Source organism: Streptomyces sp. NPDC059142 (assembly GCF_042755665.1).
GTDB lineage: Bacteria > Actinomycetota > Actinomycetes > Streptomycetales > Streptomycetaceae > Streptomyces.
Window position 1 is genome coordinate 1 of record NZ_JBHZDA010000080.1, and the last position, 16,582, is coordinate 16,582.

Consider the following 16,582-nt stretch of genomic DNA (forward strand, 5'->3'; position numbering starts at 1 on the left):
GCGCGCCCCGCCGCGCTCGCGCGGCCGGCGCCCCCCCCGCCCCGCGCGCGGCCGCCCCCCCCCACTTTATCTGGCCCTGGGGGCGGGGCCCCGGGGGGGGGGGCCCCCGGCCCTGGAGTCCGGTAGGCCCGGTCCGGAGCCCGGTACGGCCGGTGCGGCCGGTCCGGAGCCCGGTACGGCGGGTACGGCCGGCCGGAGGCTCCTCAGGGGTTCCTCCGCTCCCCCAGCGCGTCGGCGACCGGTTCCACGCCCGTGCTGACCCGGGTGTAGACCCCCGGATTGCCGGCCCGTCCGCAGCCGCTGCCCCACGAGACCAACCCGATGAGCCGCCCCTCGGCCACCAGCGGCCCGCCGCTGTCGCCCTGGCAGGCGTCGTGCCCGCCCCTGGGGTCGCCCGCGCAGAGCATCGTGGCGGCGTCGTAACGGCCCCCCTGGGCCCCTGAGGCGCCCGGGTAGGCCCGCTCGCACTCCGCGTCCCGGAGGACCGTGACAGGCGCGGAGCGCAGCGCCTCGGCGTACGCGCCGCCGCCCGTGGTGTCGCCCCAGCCGTAGACCGCCGCGTCCGTGCCGGGCGCGGTGGCGGGGTCGTCCGGCTCCGCCGGCCGGATCGCGTACCCGGAGGGCAGCGCCCGCGACAGGGTCAGCACCGCGAGGTCCGCCGCGTTCGTCCCCGGGTCGTACGCCGGGTCGACCAGGACGGACCGTACGGGCACCTCGTGCCCGCCCTTGCCGCGCAGCCGCTCACGCCCGGCGATGACCCGCAGGTCACCGACGGACTCGGGGGCGGCGCCGAGGACGTCCCTGCCCATGCAGTGGGCGGCGGTCAGCACTTTCGTCGGCGCCACCACCACGCCTCCGCAGAACTGGCCCGCCCGCGTTCCCCCGAAACGGTCCCGGCTGGAGAGGGCGACCACCCAGGGGCTGTCCTCCGCCCTGACCGGCTTCCCTCCGATGATCACGCTGTCGGCGGTGGCGGAAGCGGGCGCGAAGAGCGGCAGCAGGGCCCCCGCGGCGATCACGGCCAGACCTCCGGTGAACACGCGGGCAAGGGAACGGCGCATACAGGCTCCTGACTCTCGGTGGACAGTGATCTACCCAGGGTCAGTCACCCGGACGGGTCTCGCACCCCCGCGCACAGCGCGAAGACCCGGATGCCTGGTGGCATCCGGGTCTTCCGTCGTGCTTCGCGCGCCCTCTGGCGCGTCGTGGACCGGTCCGGGTAAGGGGCCCGGTGCCGGGCGCCGTGGCGCGGCGCCGACTAGTCCAGGTAGTCGCGCAGGACCTGCGACCGGGACGGGTGGCGCAGCTTCGACATCGTCTTGGACTCGATCTGCCGGATGCGCTCACGCGTCACCCCGTAGACCTTGCCGATCTCGTCCAGCGTCTTGGGCTGGCCGTCGGTGAGACCGAAGCGCATCGAGACCACGCCCGCCTCGCGCTCGGAGAGCGTGTCGAGCACCGAGTGGAGCTGCTCCTGGAGGAGCGTGAAGCTCACGGCGTCCGCCGGGACGACCGCCTCGGAGTCCTCGATGAGGTCACCGAACTCGCTGTCACCGTCCTCGCCGAGCGGGGTGTGCAGGGAGATCGGCTCACGGCCGTACTTCTGGACCTCGATGACCTTCTCGGGGGTCATGTCGAGTTCCTTGGCCAGCTCCTCCGGGGTGGGCTCGCGGCCCAGGTCCTGGAGCATCTGGCGCTGCACGCGCGCGAGCTTGTTGATGACCTCGACCATGTGCACCGGGATACGGATGGTGCGGGCCTGGTCGGCCATGGCGCGGGTGATCGCCTGCCGGATCCACCAGGTGGCGTACGTGGAGAACTTGTAGCCCTTGGTGTAGTCGAACTTCTCGACCGCGCGGATCAGACCGAGGTTGCCCTCCTGGATCAGGTCCAGGAAGAGCATGCCGCGGCCGGTGTAGCGCTTGGCCAGCGAGACGACGAGGCGGAGGTTGGCCTCCAGCAGGTGGTTCTTGGCGCGGCGGCCGTCCTCGGCGATGATCTCCAGCTCGCGCTTGAGCTTGGGCGCGAGCTTGTCGGAGTTGGCCAGCTTGTCCTCGGCGAAGAGACCGGCCTCGATGCGCTTGGCCAGCTCGACCTCCTGCTCCGCGTTGAGGAGCGGGACCTTGCCGATCTGCTTCAGGTAGTCCTTGACGGGGTCGGCGGTGGCACCGGCGACGGCGACCTGCTGCGCGGGCGCGTCGTCCTCGTCGTCGTCGGAGAGGACGAAGCCCTTGTTCTCGCCCTCGGTCTCCTCCTCCTCGCCCTTGCCCGCCTGGATCTCCTCGGTCGGCTCTTCGCCGTCGACGATCTCGTCGGAGTCCTTCTTGCCCGCGGTCTTCTTCGCCGTCGTCTTCTTGGCGGCGGTCTTCTTGACGGTCGCCTTCTTCGCGACCGTCTTCTTGGCCGCCGCCTTCTTGGCGGGGGCGACGGAGTCGTCGGCGGCGACGCTCTCCGCCGTCGGGGCGGCGGTGGCCGCGACGGTCTTGGTCACGGTCGTCTTCGCCGTGACGGTCTTGGTGGCGGTGCGCTTGACCGGGCTCTTCGCTGCGACGCTCTTGCGGGTGCGCTTGGGCGACTCCGCGGCACTGACCATCAGCGTCACACCCTCTTCCTCGAGGATCTGGTTGAGGCTGCGCAGAACATTCTTCCACTGGGTTGGCGGAATCTGGTCGGCCTCGAAGGCGCGACGCACGTCATCGCCGGCGATCTGCCCATCAGCCTTTCCCCGCTCGATGAGCGCCATCACAGACTCGGACTCGGCGATCTCCGGCGGGAGCGTACGGGATGTGCTGGCCGACACGAACAACCTCTCGGAACGATGGAAACGGCTTCCGGCCCCGCCCATGATCGGGCCGGAGCCGACGACCGTCGGCTGGGGATGTCGCCGACGACGCGGGCTGGACCTCGGAGCTGAATACAGCGCCACACGCGGCGCTCGCATTCCCTCCTCGGCTGTCACCTCTTAGGTCATCGCCCTGCCTCCAGGAGTGTTACGCCCAATCCACGTGGCCCGAGTCACACCCCATTTGCGGCAAAGCGGCCAGAAGCGGGATTCACCGTCCCACCGTCGCGTCGCCGGACCTCCGGGTCCGGCGACACACGACGCGTACATCCCCGTACGCCCTGGCCCCGGGGAGCGCTCAGTGCTCGCGCGGTGCCGGCACGACACGCTCCACATCGGGCTGCACGGTGAGAAGTTGGCGCATGGCCGACTCCGCGGCGTGGGCGTCCCCTGAGGCGAGGGCGTCGGCGATCCGCGCGTGGTGGTCGAGCGACGCCTCCGTGGGGCGGTCACAGCCGGTGACCGGGCCTCCGGAGACCTGGAGCGCGGCGGACACGATCCCCGAAAGGTGCTCCAGCATCCGGTTGCCGGCGAGCTGGATCAGCAGGGAGTGATATTCGGTGTCCGCCCGCGCGAAGGTGATCGCGTCGCCCTGGGCGAGGGCGTGGCCCATGATCCCGACCATGTCCGCGAGGCGCTGCTGCACATCGGCCCGGCCGTGGCCGGCCGCCAGCCGCGCGGCGAGGGGTTCGATCGTCCAGCGCAGCTCGCTCAGCTCCCGGCGCTGGTCGTCGCGCTGTGGCCCGAAAGCGCGCCATTCGATGATGTCGGGGTCGAGCAGATTCCAGTCGCTGACCGGCCGGACCCGGGTACCGACATTGGGCCGGGCGCTCACGAGCCCCTTCGCCTCAAGAACGCGCAGCGACTCCCGCACCACCGTGCGGGAGACCTCGAAGCGCTGGCCGATCTCCTCGGGTACGAGCGGCCGGTCGGCGCCCAGGTCCCCGGATACGATCATCTGTCCGAGCTGCTGGACGAGTTGGCCGTGCAGCCCGCGGCCCCGGCTGCTCGTCGTACGCCGTCCCACCCGGCCCAGATCGGTGTCGGCGCCGTCCCAGACGGGTGCGGCCATACGGTCGGCGCCGGGCGCCTCGGCAAAGGGGTAGCGGTCGAGTTCACCCGGCTCGGCGAGGCCGGACTCGGCGGAGCGGGCGGCGGTCATCATGGTGTGCGCAAGGGTACTCACGCATCCTTTGTCGGCGTTGCTTCCGTGCGCCTTGAGGTCTTTGGTGAAAAGCACACGAAAGGGTGATCGGCGCCCGCCCTTCGATTGACGCCTTATCGGAAAGAAGTGGGCTTTATCAGGGGAGTTACCGCCATGACCTGACGCTGCGGTCGTACGCGGTCACCAACGGGCCCTGCGGCGAAGGCCGGTGAGCAGATACGCGCAGAGCAGGGCCGACAGCGACAGGGTGAGCGCGGCGGCGACCGGCTGGGCCACGAGTCCGAACGTCGCGGCCAGCCACTGGTCCGCCCGGTGCGGCCAGAGCGGCCAGGCCATGTCGCGCAGCCTGCCCGGGAGTCCGGCGACCGAGCGGACGGAGGGCCCGGCGAACACCCTCTGGAGCAGCGGGACGACGAGGGTCGGGACGGCGACGACGGCGGCCATCCCGGCGATCGCGATCCGGAAGACCCCCGCGCCGAGCAGCCCGGCCCAGGCGCAGCCGATCGCGAGTCCGGCCCAACCGGCCGCCAGAGCGGCCCAGTTGTCCGGTACGGGTACGGCGTCGGCGCCGTAGACGAGACGGAGCGCCGCGCCGTCGGCCAGCACCGCGAGGAGGGCGAGGAGCAGGGCGGCTCCGGCGGTGACGGCGAGCTTGGCGAGGAGCAGGGCGAGGCGGCGGGGGACGGTGCCGCGCGCGCCGGCGAGGGTGGGATGGCGGTACTCGTCGGCGAAGGAGAGCGCGCCGATCAGTCCGGCGGCGAGCACGGCGGGCGGCAGGGGCAGGATCGCCGGCCAGGCGGCGAGCAGTCCGGGCAGCGGGGTCCCGCCGGTGCGGCCGAGGGGGACGGCGAGGGCGACGGAGGCGAGGAGGGCACCGACCATGATCAACGGGGCGGTCCTGACGCCCACCATCCGGCGCAGCTCGTAGCGGAGCGGCCGGAGCGGGGAGCGGGCAGGACGGCCCGGCAGGGCCTGCGGGAGCGGAACGGGCCCGTCGGCTCGGGATCCGGCCCGGAGGTCCGTACGGGCACTCGTGCGGGTCCGCGTAACGGCTTCCGAGGAGGCCGCGGGGCCCGGTACGGAGCCGGTGGCCGCGGGCGACGGCGCGGATCCGGGCGCCGGGCCGGTGTCCCCGATCTCGTCGGCGAGCTGATGGACGAGGACGCCGTGCCGGAAGGCGGTCTCCCCGATCTCCGGGCAACTGCTGCCGTAGACGGTGAGCAGGCTGCCGGCCTCGGCGACCACCTCGACGGAGCGCCGGGCCGCGCGGGCCTCCCGACTCAGGGCGTCGGCGAGCCGCGCGGCGTGCGGGGTCCTGACGGCGACCCGGGGCCGCAGCCGGGTTCGGGCGAAGGAGGCGGTGTCCTGGTCGGCCACGAGCCGGCCCTCGTCGAGCGTGACGACGCGGTCCGAGACGCGGGCGGCCTCCTTGGGGTCGTCCGTGGTGTAGAGCACGGTGCCGCCCTGGCCCGCGTGGGCCCGCAGCAGCCCGTGCAGCCAGCTCTTCTCGCGCGGCGACAGCTCCGCGGACGGCGCGTCGAGCAGCAGGGTGTGCGGGTCGCCCAGCAGCGCGACGGCGAGCCCGAGCCTGCGGTCCGTACCGAGCGACAGGGCGCCGAGCCGTTCGTCGCCCAGAGGAGCGAGCCCGACGACGTCGAGGAGTTCGTCGGCGCGGGAGGCGGGCACTCCTGCGGCGGCGCAGACCAGCTTGAGCTGCCCGCGGACGGTACGCGCGGGATGGCCGGGCACATCGCCGAGGAGGACCCCGATCTCGCGGGCCGGATGGGCGACACGGTGGAGCGGACGCCCGCGGAAGTAGGTGACGCCGCGGCCGGGTTCGAGTTCGAGCATGAGCCGGAGCACGGTGGTCTTGCCCGCTCCGGGGGCGCCGAGGAGCGCCGTGACCGCACCAGGAGGCGCCTCGAAGGTCAGATCGTCCACCGCGGGCGGCAGGTCTCGACGGGGGGAACTGGTCAGTCCGATGGCCTGGAGCATCGCTTCTCTCGCGGGGAGGTGAGACCGCTCGACAGCAGTGGGTACCGCAGCACGATAACGCGATATGTCTGATTTGCGAGGTAAGGGCGGCCGTTCGAGTCCCCCGCCTGTCAGATCCCGGCCCACCGGAGCCCCGTCCACCGGAGCCCCGCCCGTCGGACTTCTCCCGCCCGTCGGATCTCCCCCGCCGGACCTCTCGGGTCGGGCCGCGCGGGTCAGACCTCGGGGCGGAGCATCGGCGGGTTGAGTACGGTCGCGCCGCCGGCCCGGAACAACTGCGCGGGCCTGCCGCCCTGACGGGTGGTGGTGCCCCCGGACGGAACCAGGAAGCCCGGGGTGCCGGTGACCTTGCGGTGGAAGTTGCGCGGGTCGAGCACCACGCCCCACACCGCCTCGTACACCCTGCGCAGCTCGCCGACGGTGAACTCGGACGGGCAGAACGCCGTGGCCAGCGAGGAGTACTCGATCTTGGAGCGGGCCCGCTCCACCCCGTCCGCGAGGATCCGCGCGTGGTCGAAGGCGAGCGGTGCGGGCTGCTCGTCCTCGCGGGCGAACCCGCCCTCCTGGCTGAGCAGGGCGTCGACCGGGGCCCAGCGGGCGCTGTTGGCGTCTCCGCCGGCCCGGGGCGCGGGCAGATCGGGCGAGAGCGCGAGGTGTGCCACGCTGACCACCCGCATCCGGGGATCGCGCCCCGGATCGCCGTAGGTGGCGAGCTGTTCGAGATGGGCGGCGTTCCCGGGCGCCGGGGAGACCGGGTCATGGGCGCAGAGCCCGGTCTCCTCGACCAGTTCGCGCGCCGCGGCCCCCGACAGGTCCTCATCGGCCTTGACGAAGCCACCGGGCAACGCCCACCGCCCCTGGAACGGCGGCTCTCCGCGCCGCACGACCAGCGCGCAGAGCGCGTGACGGCGCACGGTGAGCACCACCAGATCGACGGTGACAGCGAATGCCGGGTAGGCCGAGGGGTCGTAGGGCGACATGCCGCGATCTTAGTCGTCTGCCTGACGATAAACACTCCTTCCGTCATTCACGCCCCCTGCCCTTCGTATTCGACCCCGTTGACACCCGCCGCCCGCCGCGCCCGACCCCGCTCACGGCCACCGCTTTTCGCAGCCGACACCGCTCACGCCCCCGGCCCCCACGCCCGACGCCCTTCACCTCCGCCGCCACCCGGCCGTCACCGCCTGCTCCTGGTTCCGCGCTGTCCGCCCCGGCGTACCGCGCCGTGCTCACGCCCCGCGCCGGCGCCGGGGCGCGACCGCTTCGGCTCCGCGGTCTTCCGCGCCCTGGACGGACGCGCGGCCCGTGGCCCGGTCCGGCCGGCCGCGGCGCGCGGACCGGGGAGCGCGCGGGCGACCCGCTCCTCGCGCAGACAGCGGCGCAGCGTCTCCGGATCCAGCCCCTCGTTGCATGCCTGGTGGAGCAGTTGGGCGAAGACGTAACCCGGGTCGAGGCGCAGCGCGAGCCCGAGGGCGACCCGGGCCCCCACGTCGTCCCCGGTGGACCAGGCGACCCAGCCGGCCAGGGTCAGCGGGGCGGTGGCGTGTTCCGCGTACGGCCCGACGCAGCGGCGGGACAGCGCGCGCCAGAGCCGTAACGCGGGTGCGGCGTCCGGCCCCTCCATCCACTCGGCGGCCCGGTCCCGGGTCTCACGGTCCTGGAGGCCGAGAATCACGGCGGCGGCCTCGTCGTCCTCGATGAGCCGGTCGTCCTCGGCGTCCGCGCCGGTCCGGTCGCCGGTCCGTGCCGCGCCCAGCCGTTCGAGGAGAGAGCGGGCCAGAGTCAGGGTCTCGACGCCGACCTGTTCCCTGCTCCCGCTGATCAGGATTCTGGGCACGAGCGAGGCGCCGGCGCGGTCGAGCGCCCGTTCCTGTGCCTCGACGGCGGCGGGGGCGGCCCAGGGCGCCAGCCGTGCCTCCATCTCCCGCAGCGAGCCCCGTACCTGGACCCCGGCGTAGGCGGCGGCAGCGGCCATCACCGAGGTCCCCGGCAGGGCGAGGCCGGTGCCCTCGGGCGGACAGCAGCGCTGGTCGGGGCAGCAGTAGGACCAGAAGCGGCCGTCGGAGATGCAGAGCACCTCGTGCACGGGGACCTCAAGGCCGCCGCAGGCGGTGCGCAGCCGCTGCGCGAGGGGGCGCAGCCGTTCCATCACCTGCTGTCCCGTCTCGTCGGGCCCCGGGTCCTGACAGAGGAAGGCGACGATGCCGTCAGGACGGGCGCCCCTGCGCTCGCTGCCCTCGATCAGGCACTCGGCGAGCTGGTCGGCGACGGGGGGCCACTCCTCGGGCGAGCGGGGGATGCCGAGCCTGAGCCGTCCGCCGAAGCGGCCGTGCCCGCCGTGCAGCGCGACCATGACGACGGAGTCGGTGGGATGGAATCCGAGGAGATACGGCAGGGCGTCGGCGAGCTCCGCGGGACTGCGCAGGGTGATCTGCTGCTGGTCGGCGGATCCGGTCGGTTCGTGGTGTTCGCGGTGCTGGTTCATGACTCGACCGTGCCGGAATCCGCCGGATCCCGCCGGAGCCTGTGGATAACTTGTCCACAGGTCGCGGGCCGCATTCGCGGATTGTCCGACCCATCGGGTTGCATGGGGCCATGACCAACGCAGACCGCGCAGCTCTCCGGGCGTCCGCAGACGCCGTCCTCGCACGCCTGGTCGGTGACGCCACCGGCGCCGCCCGGCTGCGCGAGGACCAGTGGCGGGCCATCGAGGCGCTCGTCGCCGACCATCGCCGTGCGCTGGTCGTCCAGCGCACGGGCTGGGGCAAGTCCGCGGTGTATTTCGTGGCGACGTCGCTGCTGCGCGCGCGGGGCGCGGGTCCGACGGTGATCGTGTCGCCGCTGCTGGCGCTGATGCGCAACCAGGTGGAGGCCGCGGCGCGGGCCGGGATCCGCGCCCGGACGATCAACTCGTCCAACGCGGAGGAGTGGGACGCGATCCAGGACGAGGTGTCCGCCGGCGAGGTCGACGTCCTGCTGGTGAGCCCGGAGCGGCTCAACAACCCGGACTTCCGCGACCAGGTGCTGCCCCGGCTCTCGGCGGCGACGGGTCTGCTGGTGGTCGACGAGGCGCACTGCATCTCGGACTGGGGTCATGACTTCCGCCCCGACTACCGACGGCTGCGCACGATGCTCGCCGAGCTGCCGTCGGGGGTTCCGGTCCTCGCCACCACGGCCACGGCCAACTCGCGCGTGAGCGCCGATGTCGCCGAGCAGCTGGGCACGGGCGCGGGGACGGACGCGCTGGTGCTGCGGGGGCCGCTGGACCGGGAGAGCCTCAGCCTCCATGTGCTCCGGCTGCCGGACGCGGCGCACCGGCTGGCGTGGCTGGCCGACCACCTCGGGGAGCTGCCGGGATCGGGGATCGTCTACACCCTGACGGTCGCGGCGGCCGAGGAGGTCACGGCGTATCTGCGGCAGTGCGGGCACACCGTGGCCTCGTACACCGGCCGTACGGAGAACGCGGAGCGGCAGCAGGCCGAGGACGATCTGCTGGGGAACCGGGTGAAGGCGCTGGTGGCGACGTCCGCGCTGGGCATGGGGTTCGACAAGCCCGATCTCGGGTTCGTGGTCCATCTCGGTTCGCCCTCCTCCCCCATCGCCTACTACCAGCAGGTGGGGCGCGCGGGGCGCGGGGTGGCCCATGCCGAGGTGCTGCTGCTGCCGGGCAAGGAGGACGAGGTGATCTGGCAGTACTTCGCGTCGGTGGCCTTCCCGCCGGAGGAGCTGGTCCGCCGCACCCTGGACGTGCTGGCCCACGCCGACCGGCCGTTGTCGCTGCCCGCCCTGGAGCCCCTGGTGGAGCTGCGGCGGACCCGGCTGGAGACGATGCTCAAGGTGCTGGACGTGGACGGGGCGGTACGGCGGGTCAAGGGCGGCTGGACGTCGACGGGGCGGCCGTGGGTGTACGACACGGAGCGGTACGCGTGGGTGGCGCGGCAGCGGCAGAGCGAGCAGCAGGCGATGCGCGACTACGCGTCGGCGTCGGGGTGCCGGATGGAGTTCCTGCGGCGTCAGCTCGACGACGAGGAGGCGGTGCCCTGCGGGCGGTGCGACAACTGCGCGGGAACGCGTTTCGAGGCCAAGGTGACCGACGCCGCGCTCGACGCCGCCCGGGGTGAGCTGGGCAGGCCCGGGGTGGAGGTGGAGCCCCGCAAGATGTGGCCGACCGGTCTCGCCGCGGTCGGGGTCTCCCTCAAGGGGCGGATCGCGCAGGGCGAGCAGTCCTTCCCCGGGCGGGCACTGGGGCGGCTCTCCGACATCGGCTGGGGGAACCGGCTCCGTCCGATACTGACGGCGCGCGCCACGGACGGTCCGGTGCCCGACGATGTGGTCACCGCCGTGGTGAGTGTGCTCTCCGACTGGGCGAAGGGGCCCGGTGGTTGGGCCTCGGGCGCCGAGGACGCGCCGCCCAGGCCGGTCGGTGTGGTCACGGTCGCCTCGCGCTCCAGGCCCCGGCTGGTGGACTCACTGGGCGCCCGGATCTCGGAGATCGGCAGGATGCCGCTGCTCGGTACGGTCGCGTACGCGCCGGGGGCGGCCGACGCCCGGATCTCCCGCACCAACGGCGCGCAGCGGGTGCGGGGGCTGCACGAGGCTCTGACCGTGCCGCCGGAGCTGGCGGAGGCGCTGGCGGCGGCCGGCGGTCCGGTGCTGCTCGTCGACGATCTCTCGGAGAGCGGCTGGACGCTCGCGGTGGCCACCCGGCTGCTGCGCAGGGCCGGAGCCGAGGGGGTGTTTCCGCTGGTCCTCGCCGTTCAGAGCTGAGACGGAGCCGAGGCCGCGGCGGCTGTCACGCGAGGCCACGGGAGCGCGCAGGTATATAGCCGTCATATCTACGCATTCCCACCAGCGGCGCCAATTGCTCGTTGCCGCGCGCCCCCGCGCCGGTGAGAATTGGAACTGCCCCCGCATGGTCTCCTCGCGCTCCGCAAGGGCTGTGCCGCGGCGCGTCCCCACTCGACTCTGCCCGCACCATGGGCGCGTATGCGAAGGGAGGAACGTGACCTTCGGATTCGCTCCGTCCGCAGCCACTTCGATCAATGCCCAGGCCGCTTCCGTCAGCCGCCTCGCCAGGATGCTCGAACCCGCCGAGTGGGCCGCCGCCGGGATTCCGCTTCTGCGCAACCCCCGTGAGGTCGTCAGCGGTCTGCACAGCCGGCACGCGCCGACCCCCGCGACCGCCGTGGTGGCCGTGCTCGATCCCGAGGAACGGCTGGCCGCCAGCGCGTCGTTCGTACCGCGCGCCGTGCCGGTGGACGGCTGGGAGTTCCGCAACGCGCTGCTGGCGCACCTGCGTCGGGTCATCCCGCACGATCTGCGTCGGCGTACGCCGGTGCGCACGGCCGTGCTGCTCTACTGCCGCGAGGGCGACGAGCGCTGGACGGAGGAGGACGGCGCCTGGATGTGGGGGCTGCGCGACGCGTGCACGCTGCACGGGCTGCGCTGCGGCGCGTACATCACGCTGACGCGCGGCGGCTGGCAGGTGCTGGGCGAGGGCCGCGGGGGCCGTCGCCCCAGTTCGGACTCGCCACCGGCGAGCCTGGCGGAGACGGCTGCGGACCCGGCCCCCTCACCGCTGCGCGGTGGTGGCGGCTCGGTGGAGGCGCAGCGCCGTACCGCCGCGCGCTGAACGGCCGCCCGCCGGAGGCGGAGCGGCCGTCGCGTACATCCCTTCGGGCGGCTCCCCGAAGCGGCCCGGCCACCCTCCTGAGGAGGCGCGGCCGGGTCACCACCGGAACGTACCGACGTGGGCGCGCCCAGCGGGCGCGCCGGGTGCCGGACGGCTCAGACGCCCGCGCCGAGCACGGCGTTGATCCGCTCGGCGTCACCGCACACCACGAGGAGCGCGGTGGCGCGGCCACGGGCCAGGGGCAGCGCCTCGGCGACGGCGTCGTCGTCACCGCCGTTGACGGCGACGACCACGACGGGCCGGGACTGCGCACGGGCCACGGCGGCGGCGTCCGCGAAGAACACGTCCTCACGGGCGTCGTGCTGGGCCCAGTACGCGCTCTCGCCGAAGGACAGCTCGTGGGTGGCCCACGGGTGCTGTTCGCCGGTGGTGAGCGCCAGGATGTCGCCCGGCGCCCGGCCCGCGTCCAGCAGCAGGTCGATCGCCCCCTCGGCGGCGTCCAGCGCACCGGCCGCCGAGGCAGGGATCACCTGGACCTGGGGGACGGAGGAGGTCCGAGGCGTGGCGGGAGAGGTCGAAGGGGCGGAGTCGGCGGTGCCGGACGCCTTCGGCTGACCGGCGGAGCTGTGCGAGCGCTGCGCCGGCGGCGCGGGCCTCGCGGGACCGGGACCCGGACGTCCGGGCCTCGGTGTCGTCGCGGAGCGCGGCCCGGGGACGGGACGCGGACCGGGTACGGGACGGGGGGTCGAAGCGGTGCGACCGGTGGCCGGCGTGGCGCTGGGACCCTGGGCTCTCTCGTGAATCTGAGGCTCCTGAGGGATGAGAGGCATGACTGGATGTCTATCAAACACCGGTGCGAAAAGCATCGGTGGGTGGGCTCATTCGTGCCCGTGCCCGAGGCCGCGAGGGACCCCGGGCGGGGGTTCGCCGGACGGGTCACCGGGTGCCCCGGAGAGGGCCCGTACCGGAAGTCTCGTGTTCCTGATGACTCACGTTCCACGGCCGGTCGTTCCGGAGCCGGATGCTCCGGACACCGGATGGTCCGCTGTCGGGTGGTCGACGGTCAGAAATCGAAGCCGAGTTGGCCCCCGCTTTCCATAGCGTCGGCCTGCGCGGGGACCCGGACCTTCTTGAGGTGCCGCCACCGGGGCAGCGCGTCGAGATAGGACCACGACAGCCGGTGCTGCGGTGTCGGCCCCCGTTCCTCCAGCGCCGCCCGGTGCACCGGTGAGGGATAACCGGCGTTGGCGCCGAAGGCGAACGGTACGTACTCCTCGGACCCCGCGCCCAGTTCGGCCATCATCGCGTCCCTGCGCACCTTGGCGAGCACCGAGGCGGCCGCCACGGAGACGCAGGACTGGTCGCCCTTGATGACCGTACGCACCTGCCAGGGTCCTCCGAGATAGTCGTGCTTGCCGTCCAGGATCACCGCGTCGGGCCGTACCGGCAGCGCCTCCAGGGCGCGTACGGCGGCGAGCCTGAGTGCCGCGGTCATCCCGAGGGCGTCGATCTCCTCCGGGGAGGAGTGCCCGAGGGCGTACGACGTGACCCACGCCTTCAGTTCATCGGCCAGCTCCGTACGGCGCTTGGGCGTGATGAGCTTGGAGTCGGTGAGTCCCGCCGGGGGTCTGCGCAGTCCGGTGACGGCCGCGCACACCGTGACCGGACCTGCCCACGCTCCGCGTCCGACCTCGTCGACGCCGGCGATGATCCTGGCGTCTGTGGTGGCGCGCAGCGAGCGCTCAACGGTGTGCGTGGGTGGTTCGTACGGCATGGCACCTGCCAGGTTACGCCGCCCGCACGCCACGCGACAGACCGGGTACCGGCCGTGCCGCGGCGCGGAGTCGGGCGCGCCCTCGCGCACCGGCCGGGCGCGCCCGTGTCCGGGCGGTGCGGCGGCCCGAAGTCCCCGCCATGGAGCGGCCCATGAGGCAGCCGGCTCACCGCTCGTAGCGGTACTCCCCGGGGCAGGAGGCGACGTACCGTACGCCGCGTTCCGCCAGCAGGTCGCGGGCCCTGGTCTCGGCAAGGCTGGTCGCGTACCAGGGCTCGTCGGCGTCCCTGCCCAGCTCGACGGCGATCCGGCGCAGGGAGCACGAGCGCAGCGGCTCGGGGAGCCGGTCCAGGGCCGGCACCGCGTCGGCCGACAGTTCGCGGACGTACTCGCTGTCGAGCGTGCCGGTGCGCTCGTACCGCTGTACGTTCCGCTCCGCGACCAGCGCGTCCGGCGAGACCAGGCCGAAGGCGAGGACGCCGGCCCCGGCGCTCGCGGCGACGGCGCGCGGCAGCCAGCGGCCCCCGGTCGCCCCGGCCACCAGCATCAGCACGACCACGAGTCCGAGCCACAGCTCCACGCCCGCCACGGAGACCCGCAGCCGGGTCAGGCCGAAGGCGTCGACGTACAGGTCCATCCGGCGGAGCGCGCTGGCGACCACGACGAGGGTGAGCACGCCGAGGGCGCCCAGGACGGTGCGGACCAGGACGGCGTCACGCGCGCCGCCACGCGGGGCCCAGCGCCCGGCGACCACCAGGACGACCAGGACCAGCACCGTGACCCACAGGAGCTGCCAGAAGCCCTGGCGGGCGTACTGGGCGGGCTTCAGGCCGGTCTCCGCCAGCACCTTGTCGTAGCCGCCGAGGAGCACCACGAGCTGAACGGCGATGAACGCCGCGAAGAGCAGATTGAGGACGATCAGCGGAAGCGCCCACTCCGTACGTCCTCGGGGCCGCCCGGGCGGTACGGTCACCCGGTCCCAGCGCGGCGGTGACGCGGCGGTGCGCGCGGCGGCCAGGGCACCGAGGAGTCCGCACGCGAAGAGGACGACCCGCCAGGGCCCTTCGGAGACGGAGACGTCGGGGACGAGCGAGCCGAGGATCTCGGCGAACGCCGCGTCGGCGCTCGCGAAGAGCGTGCCGAACACGATCAGCAGACCGGCGGCGACCGCCACGGCGCGCAGGACGGGGGCCACCCTCCCCCGGCCGCCGCCCGCACGCTCGCGCAGCCCGCTCAGGGCCCAGACCGTGCCGGGTCCCGCCGCGCCGACCAGGCTGGGCAGCCCGAGGAGCATCCCCGTCCAGCTTCGGCTGCCGCCCAGCGCCAGCGCGCCGAGCGCCGCGGCGGAGACGACCGCGAGGAACGTGGGCAGACCGGCGTCCCGCAGCGCGGGCACGGTCAGCAGGGCGAGGCCGCCGAAGGACCAGAGCAGTGTCCAGGGGCGGGGCAGCCGGCCCGCGGCCTGAGCGGAGAAGTACGCGGCGAGGGCGGCGGGGACGGCCACGAGCAGCAGGTTCACCCCGGCGCCGTCACGCAGCAGCAGGGCGCTGAGCAGCGCGGTCGCCAGGACCGACCAGAGGGTGGCGGTCCTGATCCCGGCGGGCGGCTCGGGTCTGACCTCGCCCACCCAGGCGGGCGGTTCGGGGCGCCGGGGCTGCCACTGCTGCCACGGCTCCGGGTACGGCCGCACGGGCGGGGGCTGGGCGCCCCGGTGAGGCGGCTCGACGCGCGGGGACGGGCGTGCGGCGGACGGGCGTGCGGCGGACGGTGCGGGCACGGCGTCGACCGGTTCGGCCTCCGTGTCCCGTGCGGCGCTACCTCCCGCCGCATCCGGTTCCGGTTCCGGTTTCCCGGCCGGCCCGGCTGTGGACGGTCTCTCTGGTACGGACGGTGAATCTGTCACGGGACCCCCTCCCGACCGGGCCCGTACGCGGCGGAGGAGCGGCGCGCGGAACCCGGTGTCTCGATCGGCGCGCGCCAGTGGAAGATCAACACGGCGGCGTGGCCGAAAGGGTAGGCCCCCGGTGCGCGGAGCTACGCCTCCGGAAGGACGGCTGTGGCAGGGCCGTGACAATGAACGGCGCATACGCCACGTAAGCCGCACGCCCCGGCGCGTACGCCCGCCGCCTGCTCCGGCGTACGCGCCCGTACGTCACACCCGCCGTCAACGAGTGGCCGCCGGCGGTCGGCCGTAGGCAGTCGCCCGGTCGTCAGCGGGCCGCCGTCACCGGTCCGTCACCGGTCCGCCGGTACCGTCAGCCACCCCGGCAGCGCCTCCGTACGCGCCCGCCACTCCTCCGGCGGCGCCCCGCGCGCCCCCTCGGCGGCGACCACTCCCCCGACGATGGCGCAGTTGGTGTCGACGTCGCCTCCGGCCTGGGCCGTCGTCCAGAAGGCCCGCTCGTAGTCGCCGAGCCCGCGCGCCGCCGACCAGAGGGCGAACGGCACGGTGTCGTGGGCGGAGGTGCGGCGCCCGCAGCCGAGCACGGCGGCGACGGTGGCCGGGTCGTCGTAGTCCAGCAGGTCCCGGGCCCGGCGCAGCCCCGCCCCGACCGCGCTGCGCGGCACCAGCGCCACCACGGCGTCGAGCAGCACCTCCGCCGTGGGCGGCCCCTCCGGGGCGGCGGCGAGGGCGGCCGCGGCGGCCACCGCCATGGCGCCCGCCACGGCCTCGCGGTGCTGGTGGGTGGTGTACGCGGAGATCTCCGCCTGGTGCGTGGCCTGCTCGGGGTCGTCCGCGTACCAGGCGCCGAGCGGCGCGATCCGCATCGCGGCCCCGTTGCCCCAGGAGCCCTGGCCGTCGAAGAGCGCGGAGGCCAGTTCGCGCCAGTCGCCGCCCTCCCTGATCAGCCGGAGCATCCGGTTCACGGCGGGACCGTAGCCGCGGTCGAAGTCGTGGTGCTCGGCGAAGGAGCGCGCGAGGGCGTCCTGATCGACACGGTGGTGGGCGGCCAGGACGGCCACCACGGACGCGGCCATCTCGGTGTCGTCGGTCCACTGCCAGTCGCCGGGCGGCAGCGCGCGGCGGCCCAGCAGCGGGTAGTGGGCGGGTACGAAGAACTGGGAGCCCAGGGCGTCTCCCACGGCCAGCCCCCGGAGGCTGGCCAGGGCGCGTTCGAAGCGCCGGCCGGATACGGAATCAGAGGTCATCGAACGGCCATTTTAGCCGGTACG

Annotated in this window: 12 protein-coding genes; 2 read left to right on the plus strand and 10 right to left on the minus strand. The window is 73.9% G+C overall.

What is annotated here, in order from left to right:
• Positions 1-203: 203 nt before the first annotated feature.
• From ACFXPK_RS24700 to ACFXPK_RS24725, 6 genes are all read right to left on the minus strand, one after another.
• Positions 204-1,061, minus strand: a complete 858-nt coding sequence (locus ACFXPK_RS24700) for a serine protease (protein WP_385078673.1) — start codon at positions 1,059-1,061, stop codon at positions 204-206.
• Between the two features lie 197 nt (positions 1,062-1,258).
• Positions 1,259-2,800: an RNA polymerase sigma factor gene (locus ACFXPK_RS24705; RefSeq protein WP_384995544.1), complete on the minus strand. Its 1,542-nt coding sequence runs from the start codon at positions 2,798-2,800 to the stop codon at positions 1,259-1,261.
• Positions 2,801-3,140: 340 nt separating this feature from the next.
• Positions 3,141-4,028, minus strand: a complete 888-nt coding sequence (locus ACFXPK_RS24710) for a FadR/GntR family transcriptional regulator (protein WP_384995541.1) — start codon at positions 4,026-4,028, stop codon at positions 3,141-3,143.
• A gap of 159 nt (positions 4,029-4,187) precedes the next feature.
• Complete coding sequence (locus tag ACFXPK_RS24715) at positions 4,188-6,002, minus strand: ATP-binding cassette domain-containing protein (RefSeq protein WP_385078677.1); 1,815 nt, start codon at positions 6,000-6,002, stop codon at positions 4,188-4,190.
• A gap of 215 nt (positions 6,003-6,217) precedes the next feature.
• Entirely contained in the window at positions 6,218-6,982 is a 765-nt protein-coding gene (locus ACFXPK_RS24720) for an NUDIX domain-containing protein (protein ID WP_384995536.1), read from the minus strand.
• A gap of 197 nt (positions 6,983-7,179) precedes the next feature.
• Positions 7,180-8,487 (minus strand): DUF4192 domain-containing protein, encoded by a 1,308-nt coding sequence (locus ACFXPK_RS24725; RefSeq protein ID WP_385078680.1) that lies wholly within the window; start codon positions 8,485-8,487, stop codon positions 7,180-7,182.
• A gap of 110 nt (positions 8,488-8,597) precedes the next feature.
• Between ACFXPK_RS24725 and ACFXPK_RS24730 the strand changes: the two genes are divergently transcribed.
• Positions 8,598-10,769, plus strand: coding sequence for a RecQ family ATP-dependent DNA helicase (locus ACFXPK_RS24730; RefSeq protein WP_385078682.1), 2,172 nt, complete (start codon positions 8,598-8,600; stop codon positions 10,767-10,769).
• A 235-nt stretch (positions 10,770-11,004) separates the two neighbouring features.
• Positions 11,005-11,634, plus strand: coding sequence for a hypothetical protein (locus ACFXPK_RS24735; protein WP_384995530.1), 630 nt, complete (start codon positions 11,005-11,007; stop codon positions 11,632-11,634).
• 155 nt (positions 11,635-11,789) lie between these two features.
• Here ACFXPK_RS24735 and ACFXPK_RS24740 read toward each other — a convergent pair whose 3' ends face one another.
• The 4 genes from ACFXPK_RS24740 to ACFXPK_RS24755 form a co-directional block, all read right to left on the minus strand.
• Positions 11,790-12,464: a hypothetical protein gene (locus ACFXPK_RS24740; protein WP_384995528.1), complete on the minus strand. Its 675-nt coding sequence runs from the start codon at positions 12,462-12,464 to the stop codon at positions 11,790-11,792.
• A gap of 233 nt (positions 12,465-12,697) precedes the next feature.
• Positions 12,698-13,408 carry a ribonuclease HII gene (locus ACFXPK_RS24745; protein ID WP_384995526.1) on the minus strand — a complete coding sequence of 237 codons (711 nt, stop codon included), beginning with the start codon at positions 13,406-13,408 and terminating at the stop codon, positions 12,698-12,700.
• Positions 13,409-13,574: 166 nt separating this feature from the next.
• Positions 13,575-15,311 (minus strand): DUF4153 domain-containing protein, encoded by a 1,737-nt coding sequence (locus ACFXPK_RS24750; RefSeq protein ID WP_385078686.1) that lies wholly within the window; start codon positions 15,309-15,311, stop codon positions 13,575-13,577.
• Between the two features lie 332 nt (positions 15,312-15,643).
• Positions 15,644-16,558 (minus strand): ADP-ribosylglycohydrolase family protein, encoded by a 915-nt coding sequence (locus ACFXPK_RS24755; protein WP_385078688.1) that lies wholly within the window; start codon positions 16,556-16,558, stop codon positions 15,644-15,646.
• Positions 16,559-16,582 lie beyond the last annotated feature (24 nt).